Raw genomic sequence first — 8,944 nt, 5'->3', positions numbered from 1 at the left:
TAATTTACGACAAAACCCTCGTATTTACAAGGGTTTTGAGTATTCTGAATGCGCCTAAAAATATAACAAAGAGCTATTGGCAGTTAGCTTTTAGCTCTTGACTTTTTATATATTTATTTTCTATTGCTAATAGCTAAGAGCAAAAATGGATGTATAAAAAGATGGTGGCTTTCAGTCATAACCGAAAATAGGGTACTTTCAGTCCATGGTGGTTTATTTAATAATAAATTTTTTAGAGGTATCGTTGATAATAAAAATGTAAACTCCAGCAGATAAATTATTCAGGTCAATAGTTTTTTCTTTACCCGAAAGTATTTTTTTTCCATCAATGCTATGTATGGAGTACGCGGAATTATCCTTTTTGGATAGTCCTAAGATTTTTATTTTCTTCTGCTCGTTATCAAGCTGGATGCTTACAGGGTGCTTAGCTGTAAAATCAGTAGTAGAAAGCGTGCTTTCATCAGTGTCAATAGGAGGTGATCCGTTATAACCTGTTTGCGTTTCTTTTGTAATTGATAATACTAAATAGCCATTTTTAACAGTGGCATTCTGAGGAATAAAATCAGACTGATTTTCGTTAAAAGTGTGATTGGCTTTTATCCAAAAATTAGTGTCGAAATTAGTGAAATTATCTTCCCATGTAGGAGAAGAAGAAAATTGAGCGCCATCCCAATCGTAAAATTTAATCCAGTTGACAAACATATGTACTGGTAGAATGTTTTCGTTAAAACTACCCACCCATTCTGGTATATTGGGATTCCAAATGTTAAATCGTAAGGAGGCAGGATCATCAAGTTCATTAGCTTGTCCACCTATTTTTTCTCTAACAACCTCATTATTCACTTTCCAAGTAACAGATCCAGGTTTCCATTCAATAGCGTAGGTGTGGTAATTATCGGCTAAGCCACTTTTGCTGTGAATTCCTTCTATTCGTGTCAAGTTCGAATTTCCCTGTCCACTAATTAGGTTAGATTGCCATGCGCTAGAATTATCTTTTCCAAACACTTCAATATCTATTTCTTCCCAAAAAGTATCGGGCTTTTCGGAGCCATTTTTAAAGGTGAAAAAGTTAGAAATAATGCCACTTCCTTTGGCAGCTAGCATTCTAATTTCCATTTTACCGTATTGATATTGAGATTTAGTGTAAATTTCCGCGGCTTTGTAAGGTTTATTTTGTGCTTGAACTGCATAAAAGTAAGCAGTGGATAGTAGTAATGTCCCAATTAATTTTTTCATTGTGTTAGTTTTGTGAGTTGTATTTGAAAACAAGCTTTCACTTTTTTTATTGTTTAAAATAGGGGGCACTTTCGTGAGAATTTTAAGTCAAAAGGAGGTCGTTAAATTTTAGGGGAATAATGATTTAGGAAAGAAGAAATCCTGTACAAAGAAAAAGCAGTTTAATGGGAAGTTGAAAAACTCAAAAAAGCTTCGATAATTTAAGGATTATTGAGGCTTTTTTGAGTTAACTATTTATATGATTTGAAAAATAGAAGTTAATGCTAATAAAAACCGTAAATTTGCACCACTTTTTACAAAGCAATTATGAGAACAAAATCCCTGAAAAAGAATAAGATTAATGTAGTAACATTAGGATGTTCAAAAAACGTGTATGACTCCGAAGTATTAATGGGGCAGTTAAAAGCGAATAATAAAGAGGTGGTACATGAAGAAGAAGGGAATATTGTTGTGATAAATACCTGTGGTTTTATAGCAAATGCCAAAGAGGAATCTATAAATACCATATTGGAATATGTTCAAAAAAAGGAAGAAGGTGATGTGGATAAAGTTTATGTGACTGGGTGCCTTTCGGAACGCTACAAGCCAGATTTGCAAAAGGAAATTCCAGATGTGGATCAATATTTTGGTACTACAGAGTTGCCACAATTACTAAAAGTGTTAGAAGCTGATTATAAGCATGAGTTAATAGGTGAGCGTTTAACAACAACGCCTAAAAATTATGCCTATTTAAAAATAGCCGAAGGATGTGATCGTCCATGTTCATTTTGTGCTATTCCTATTATGAGAGGGAAACACAAATCAACTCCTATTGAGGATTTGGTAATAGAGGCAGAAAAGCTAGCAGCTAGTGGTGTTAAAGAATTAGTGTTAATAGCACAAGACTTGACTTATTACGGTCTTGATTTGTATAAAGAACGTCGTTTGGCCGATTTACTTCGCGCCTTTGTTAAGGTTGAAGGTATAGAGTGGATTCGTTTGCATTATGCTTTTCCAACAGGTTTTCCAATGGAAGTATTGGAGGTAATGAAAAATGAACCTAAAATTTGTAATTATATTGATATTCCGTTACAACATATAGCGGATCCTATTTTAAAATCAATGCGTAGGGGGACAACTAAAGCGAAAACTACCAAGCTTTTAAAGGAGTTTAGAGCGGCAGTTCCAGAAATGGCTATACGAACAACACTTATTGTAGGTTATCCGGGCGAAACACAGGAGGATTTTGAAACTCTTCGTGATTGGGTTAAGGAAATGCGTTTTGAGCGTTTAGGCTGTTTTACTTATAGTCATGAAGAAAATACACATGCGTTTAATTTAGAGGATGATGTGCCAGAGGATGTAAAAATTGCTCGTGTTAATGAGATTATGGATATTCAATCGCAAATTTCATGGGAGTTAAACCAAGAAAAAATAGGCAAAACATTCAAATGTGTCATTGATCGCAAGGAGGGAGAACATTTTATTGGTCGTACGGAATTTGATTCGCCGGATGTGGATAATGAAGTCTTAATAGATGCCGCAAAGCATTATTTAAAAACAGGGGAATACGTAAATGTAAAAGTTTATGATGCTGCGGATTTTGATTTGTTTGCAGCGCCAGTGTAAACGGGGAATAGTAGGATGATTTGTTAAGCTTGTGATAATAGTTGTTTTTTGGAAAAAAACGGCGTGATTCGTAATTCTAATTTCGTAATTTCGACAGTATTCCAAAATAGTAATTATGCCTTCAGACTGTATTTCGTTTAAAGAGACAGGATATTTTTCTTCACTAATATGTGATTATTTAGATCAAAAAGAAAAATTAGCACCATTTTATAAACGTTTTCCTAGTTTAGACAGTTTTAAAGATCAGATTCTTGAAAAAAAACAGTCTTTTTCCAATACGAATAGGCAAGTGTTGGTGGAAAGTTTAACAAAGCAATACCAGGATATTGCTGTAACTGAACCATCCCAAAATAATATAAATTTACTGTTAAATGAAACGACCTTTACGGTTACTACAGGGCATCAATTAAATTTATTTACAGGACCATTATACTTTTTGTATAAAATTATTTCTACAATAAATCTTACAGAGCAGTTAAAAGAAACTTACGGAAGCTATGATTTTGTGCCGGTGTATTGGATGGCATCGGAAGATCATGACTTTTTGGAAATTAATTACTTCACGCTTCACGGAAAAAAAATCGCTTGGAATAAAGCCGAAGGTTTAAATAATGCGAATGGATATGTAGGAGATTATGATACCAATGGCTTAAAAGCCGTTTTTGAAGTATTGAAAAATGAACTTGGGGGAGGCAAAAATGCCGAGTACTTAAAGCAATTATTTGAAAAAGGTTATTTGGCGCATGATAATTTAACCGATGCAACAAGGTATATTGTTAATGAACTATTTGGAGCTTATGGTTTAGTAATTGTTGATGGGAATGATACCGCATTAAAATCACTTTTTAAGCCAGTGGTTACTCAGGAGCTGGAAAAGAATAGCGCTTTCGCTGAAGTTACTAAAACAACAGAACAGTTAAAAAATCAAGGCTATAAAGCACAAGTGACTCCGCGAGAGATTAATTTATTTTATGGAGTAAAAGGCTATCGAGAGCGTATAGTGCAATTAGAGAAAGCCTCTTTTTCAACTGTTGATTTTAAGTTTACATGGCCTTCATTGTCTGCAATACTTCAGGAATTAGAAACAAAACCAGAGCATTTTAGTCCAAATGCATTAATGCGACCCGTATATCAAGAGGTTATATTGCCTAATTTGTGCTACATAGGAGGGGGAGGAGAGCTAGCCTATTGGTTTCAGCTAAAAGAAAGTTTTAAGTCTTTTAGCGTACCTTTTCCTATAGTATTGTTGCGTAATTCTGCCTTGTTAATTTCTAAAAAGCAGCAACAAAAATTAGAAAAACTTTCTGTGTCACCGCAAGAGCTCTTTATGAAATCTGCAGAATTAATTAATTATAAGGTGCGACAAGTATCTGATATTCCTATTGATTTTTCGGAACAAAAAAAGGAATTAAAAGTTCAATTTAAAGGATTGGAGGAAATAGCATCTCAAACAGATAAAAGTTTTTTAGGGGCAGTAAAAGCGCAACAAGTCAAGCAATTAAAAGGTTTAGATGTGTTAGAGAAGCGTTTACTAAAAGCGCAACGCCTAAAATTATCAGATCATGTGTCTCGATTGACTTCGATACATAATGAGTTATTTCCGCATCAAAGTTTACAAGAACGTAAGTCTAATTTTTCAGAGTTTTATTTAGCCTATGGAGCTGATTTAATTCCAAGTCTAAAGGAAAAGTTAGATCCTTTAGGGCAAGGATTTTCTCTTATTTACTTATAATTAATTGGGAGTTAAAAGACTCGTATTTCACAATTCATTTGTAGTTTTTGTATTTCGATTGTTAATAGTTACTTAAGAAATATAAATGATAATATATCGTTATCATTTAACTAAGTCTAACTTAAAACGATGCTCTTATTTTTTGAAATTCTACATAACTCTTAAAATTAATCGTAATGAAAATACATTTGTTAGCCATTTTTATGGTGTGCTGTCAATTGGTTATTTCTCAAAATAAAGTATTGGTTTTTCATAAAACGGAAGGGTTTAGACATGAGTCTATTCCAGAAGGTATTGAAATGATCGAAGATTTAGGGATAGCTAATGGCATTTGGACTACAGATAATACAACTGATGCTAGTGAATTTAACGCATCAAATTTAGCAAATTATAAAGTTGTTGTTTGGTGTAATACCAGTGGTAATGGGCTTTTGAATTCGGAGCAGCAAACCGCATTTGAAAATTATATAAAAGCTGGAGGTGGTTTTGTAGGGATACATGCAGCTACAGATACTTATCGTGATAGGTCTTGGCCTTTTTATAATGATTTGGTAGGTGGAATTATTCAAGTAAATCCTAACCATACCAACAATAATCATCCTAATGTGTTGGATGTAGTGGAGGCTAATAAAGATCATCCATCGGTTGATTTTATTGAAGGTGAATGGAATAAGTCTGAAGAATATTATTATTGGAAAAATAATGGAGGACAATTATTTCCAGGGAATAAAAATTTATTAGTGGTTAGGGAAACAACAGGCCCAAATGGAATGCAAAATGATTATGATGAGTCGCGACCTGTTTCTTGGTTTAAGGAATTTGAAGGAGGGCGTTCATTTTATACAGCCCTAGGTCATAATGGGGATGATTATAAAACCAACACCACTTTTATAAAACATGTTGAAGAAGGAATAAAGTGGGCGGGAAATTTTACTGAAGCTGTTTTAGATGTTCCTAGTTTTGGTGAAAAAATGGCTGAAGAAAAGGTGTATGCCTCACCAAATCCTGTGACTAATCTATTAACCATAAATGGACTAAATAGCGATTTAACATATGATTTACATGTTGAAATATTTGATTTAGAAGGAAAAAAATTAATGTCACAAGCATTGAGTATTTCTGAAAGCACTATAGACTTTTCTAGTTACCCTGCGGGTATTTATTTTGTAAAATATTCAAATGCGGCCATTCCGCCACAGCGTATTTTAAAGGAATAGTATTTTTAGAGATCAGGTATTGGGTTACGGTACTATAAAATTACCTTCCCAGTGGTTGTTTTCTAGTAAATAGCAAGCTCTAATGTGATGCGGTTGTTTAATTTCTAAATAATCTATAGCAGTAAATGTGAAAAGTAGTTTACAAAAATGAATATGTTCTTTTTGGTAAGCTACTTTTTTTGGGTGATCAATCTGGCTACCTGGAGCCAAATGAGTGGTATAATCTCTTTGCGCCTTTTCCGAAATCGTATTCCATAGATTAGGATCGGCACCTTTGTCAATTGAAACAGTACCTCTAAGTTGTATTTGTTTCATTTGTTCGTAATTATAGAATAATAAGGATGCGTTGGCATTTTGTGTAAAGTCAGTAACTTTTTTAGTGCGACTGTCCGTGTAAATCGTGATGGTATTTTCTTCAATTTCTCTAACTACAACCATGCGTTGCGTTGGCGTATTTTGGGAAATGCTTGCCAAGCTAGCATACCTGTATGGGTGATTGCGAGTTTTAATTCCAATCTGTAAATCTTGAAAAATATGAGTTAAAAGTTGTGAAGGCATATTAGTGTAAAGTTAGACTTTTAAAACAATATTCTAAGGTAATGCATTTAATTCGCTTAATATATGAAAATTCATTAATGAAGCATATGTTTATAACAAGTTGAATTAATTTTTGCATACACTATTTTACAGGTTTCAATTAAATAGTATTTTTGCCCATGCAAAATAATGTCCTTATCCTAGATTTTGGTTCGCAATACACTCAGTTAATTGCGCGCAGAGTTAGAGAACTCAATATTTATTGTGAAATTCACCCTTTTAATAAGGTGCCAGCAAATTTATCAGATTTTAAGGCAGTCATACTTTCAGGGTCACCATCTTCGGTGCGTAGTGATCAAGCGCCACATGTAGATCTTTCAGAAATACGAGGAAAAAAACCACTTTTAGGAGTGTGTTATGGGGCTCAATATTTAGCTCACTTCCATGGAGGAGAGGTAGCTCCATCCAATACACGTGAGTATGGTAGAGCTAATTTATCTTATGTGAAAGACGAAGAAGTGTTTTTTGAAGGAATAAATGAAGGCTCGCAAGTATGGATGAGTCATAGTGATACCATTAAAGCATTACCAGCAGGTGGAGTACGATTAGCCAGTACACATGATGTTGAAAATGCAGCATATAAAATAGAAGGTGAACAAACTTTTGCGATTCAATTTCATCCCGAAGTATATCACTCTACAGATGGGAAACAATTGTTAGAAAACTTTTTAGTAAAAATAGCAGAAGTAGCCCAAGAGTGGACACCAAACTCTTTTGTTGAAACGACTGTAGCAGAGCTTAAAGAAAAAATTGGATCCGAAAAAGTAATTTTAGGATTAAGTGGAGGTGTAGATTCTACTGTAGCAGCAGTACTATTACACAAAGCTATAGGGAGTCATTTACAATGTATATTTGTAAATAATGGATTGCTTCGTAAAAATGAATTTGATAGTGTGTTAAAGCAGTATCATGGAATGGGCTTAAATGTAAAAGGAGTGGATGCTTCGGCACGCTTTTTGGATGCTTTAGCTGGCGAGAGTGATCCCGAGCGTAAGCGAAAAATTATAGGGAAAGCTTTTGTTGATGTTTTTGACGATGAATCAAAATTAATTGATGATGCTAAATGGTTAGCTCAAGGAACTATTTATCCGGATGTTATTGAATCTGTTTCGGCAACTGGAGGACCTTCGGCAACTATAAAATCGCATCATAATGTAGGGGGGTTACCCGATTATATGAAGCTAAAAGTAGTCGAGCCTTTACGTGCATTGTTTAAAGATGAGGTGCGTAGAGTAGGTGCATCACTAGGGATAGACCCAGAATTATTAGGTCGTCATCCTTTTCCAGGTCCAGGGTTGGCTATTCGTATCCTAGGTGATATTACAGCCGAAAAAGTAGCTATTTTACAAGAAGTAGATGCTATTTTTATTAATGGATTGAAAGAAGAAGGATTATATGATCGAGTATGGCAAGCTGGAGCTATTTTACTTCCTGTAAATAGTGTAGGAGTAATGGGTGATGAACGTACGTATGAAAAGTGTGTAGCCTTACGTGCTGTCGAAAGTACCGATGGAATGACTGCGGATTGGGTAAATTTACCTTATGAGTTTTTGCAAAAAACATCAAACGCAATAATTAATAGAGTAAAAGGGGTGAATAGAGTTGTATATGATATAAGCTCAAAACCACCAGCAACTATTGAATGGGAATAAAAAAAATAGATTATTTTTAAAATAGTAAAAGATTAGTGCGTTGGTTCTTATTAATTAAATAATAATGAATTCAGCGCACTAATTTTATAGTTTAACCTGGGTTAGGCTATAGAGAATTTTGTTATGAGTATTGAATGCTCAGTAGTATCGAGTATTTTTTAATTTTAGTATAGCACTGCTATTGTTAAATTAAAAAGTGTTGTGAAACATTTGATTTTACATCGGTTTCGATACGGAATAGATTTTCTATGGGGTATTTTGGATTTAGTTTGTCAGATATTTTATGTTGAGGTAAAAAGATAATTTTGCTACAATAAAAAAATAAAGACGAGTTCATTATTAAAGTGTATATTGTTTTACAAATTATAAGTGTATGAAAAACATTTGGATGCTAATTGTAGCTTTGTTTAGTTGTGTTCAACTTGCTCAAGCTCAGTTTAATTTTAAGCAACACAAAGTTGAAAAAGGCGAGGATGTATACTCGATAGCCAAACTTTATGGGACTACTCCAGAGGCGATTTATAATTTAAATCCTATGGCAAAACAAGGTATCCAGCCAGATACTTTTATAGTACTTCCTAATGTGGTAACTCCTCCTGAAACCTACGTTGAAGGAGTTGTTTTTGAGAAGCATAAGACTAAAAAAAAGGAAACTCTGTATAGTATTGCCAGAAAATATAAAGTAGGAGTTGATGAAATAAAAAAGTATAATTCGTTTTTAGAAGAGGATCCGCTTCGAAGAGGTGATATACTTAAAATACCACAGCCGGCTCCAAAAACTAATAAAGTAGTACGCAAGTTAGGGGGGAGTAAAAAAGACCGATCTAGTGATGTGGTAGCGGAAAAGAGCGCTAAAAAAACAAAAATCTATACGGTTCAGCCAAAGGACACCCGTTATGGCA

7 protein-coding genes are annotated in these 8,944 nt (G+C 34.1%); 5 read left to right on the top strand and 2 right to left on the bottom strand.

The features are described from left to right. Positions 1-213 precede the first annotated feature (213 nt). Positions 214-1,236: a family 16 glycosylhydrolase gene (locus KQA_RS0216235; RefSeq protein ID WP_040396471.1), complete on the bottom strand. Its 1,023-nt coding sequence runs from the start codon at positions 1,234-1,236 to the stop codon at positions 214-216. A 306-nt stretch (positions 1,237-1,542) separates the two neighbouring features. Here KQA_RS0216235 and rimO point away from each other — a divergent pair, with 306 nt between their 5' ends. From rimO to KQA_RS0216220, 3 genes are all read left to right on the top strand, one after another. Further along, complete coding sequence (gene rimO, locus KQA_RS0216230) at positions 1,543-2,844, top strand: 30S ribosomal protein S12 methylthiotransferase RimO (RefSeq protein ID WP_010182596.1); 1,302 nt, start codon at positions 1,543-1,545, stop codon at positions 2,842-2,844. 115 nt (positions 2,845-2,959) lie between these two features. Further along, positions 2,960-4,576, top strand: a complete 1,617-nt coding sequence (gene bshC, locus KQA_RS0216225) for a bacillithiol biosynthesis cysteine-adding enzyme BshC (RefSeq protein ID WP_010182594.1) — start codon at positions 2,960-2,962, stop codon at positions 4,574-4,576. A 176-nt stretch (positions 4,577-4,752) separates the two neighbouring features. After that, positions 4,753-5,793 (top strand): ThuA domain-containing protein, encoded by a 1,041-nt coding sequence (locus KQA_RS0216220; RefSeq protein WP_010182593.1) that lies wholly within the window; start codon positions 4,753-4,755, stop codon positions 5,791-5,793. Between the two features lie 24 nt (positions 5,794-5,817). Here the strand turns inward: KQA_RS0216220 and KQA_RS0216215 are convergent, their stop codons facing one another. Further along, complete coding sequence (locus tag KQA_RS0216215; RefSeq protein ID WP_010182592.1) at positions 5,818-6,351, bottom strand: pyridoxamine 5'-phosphate oxidase family protein; 534 nt, start codon at positions 6,349-6,351, stop codon at positions 5,818-5,820. Between the two features lie 158 nt (positions 6,352-6,509). Here KQA_RS0216215 and guaA point away from each other — a divergent pair, with 158 nt between their 5' ends. Both guaA and KQA_RS19165 read left to right on the top strand, forming a co-directional pair. Beyond that, complete coding sequence (guaA, locus tag KQA_RS0216210; RefSeq protein WP_010182591.1) at positions 6,510-8,042, top strand: glutamine-hydrolyzing GMP synthase; 1,533 nt, start codon at positions 6,510-6,512, stop codon at positions 8,040-8,042. 373 nt (positions 8,043-8,415) lie between these two features. Further along, the coding region (locus KQA_RS19165; protein WP_010182590.1) for a LysM peptidoglycan-binding domain-containing protein at positions 8,416-8,944 on the top strand (529 nt) is incomplete at its 3' end.

It is taken from the genome of Aquimarina agarilytica ZC1, assembly GCF_000255455.1.
In the GTDB taxonomy this organism is placed as follows: Bacteria; Bacteroidota; Bacteroidia; order Flavobacteriales; family Flavobacteriaceae; genus Aquimarina; species Aquimarina agarilytica.
The sequence above is the reverse complement of the archived record's forward strand: the minus strand, read 5'-3'. Positions and strand labels throughout refer to the sequence as shown.

What these genes read in the sequence shown, in the direction of transcription:
- rimO (WP_010182596.1), top strand. Translation starts at nt 1,543, where the DNA reads ATGAGAACAAAATCCCTGAAAAAGAATAAGATTAATGTAGTAACATTA.
- KQA_RS0216235 (WP_040396471.1), bottom strand. Translation starts at nt 1,236, where the DNA reads ATGAAAAAATTAATTGGGACATTACTACTATCCACTGCTTACTTTTAT.
- KQA_RS0216215 (WP_010182592.1), bottom strand. Translation starts at nt 6,351, where the DNA reads ATGCCTTCACAACTTTTAACTCATATTTTTCAAGATTTACAGATTGGA.
- bshC (WP_010182594.1), top strand. Translation starts at nt 2,960, where the DNA reads ATGCCTTCAGACTGTATTTCGTTTAAAGAGACAGGATATTTTTCTTCA.
- KQA_RS0216220 (WP_010182593.1), top strand. Translation starts at nt 4,753, where the DNA reads ATGAAAATACATTTGTTAGCCATTTTTATGGTGTGCTGTCAATTGGTT.
- guaA (WP_010182591.1), top strand. Translation starts at nt 6,510, where the DNA reads ATGCAAAATAATGTCCTTATCCTAGATTTTGGTTCGCAATACACTCAG.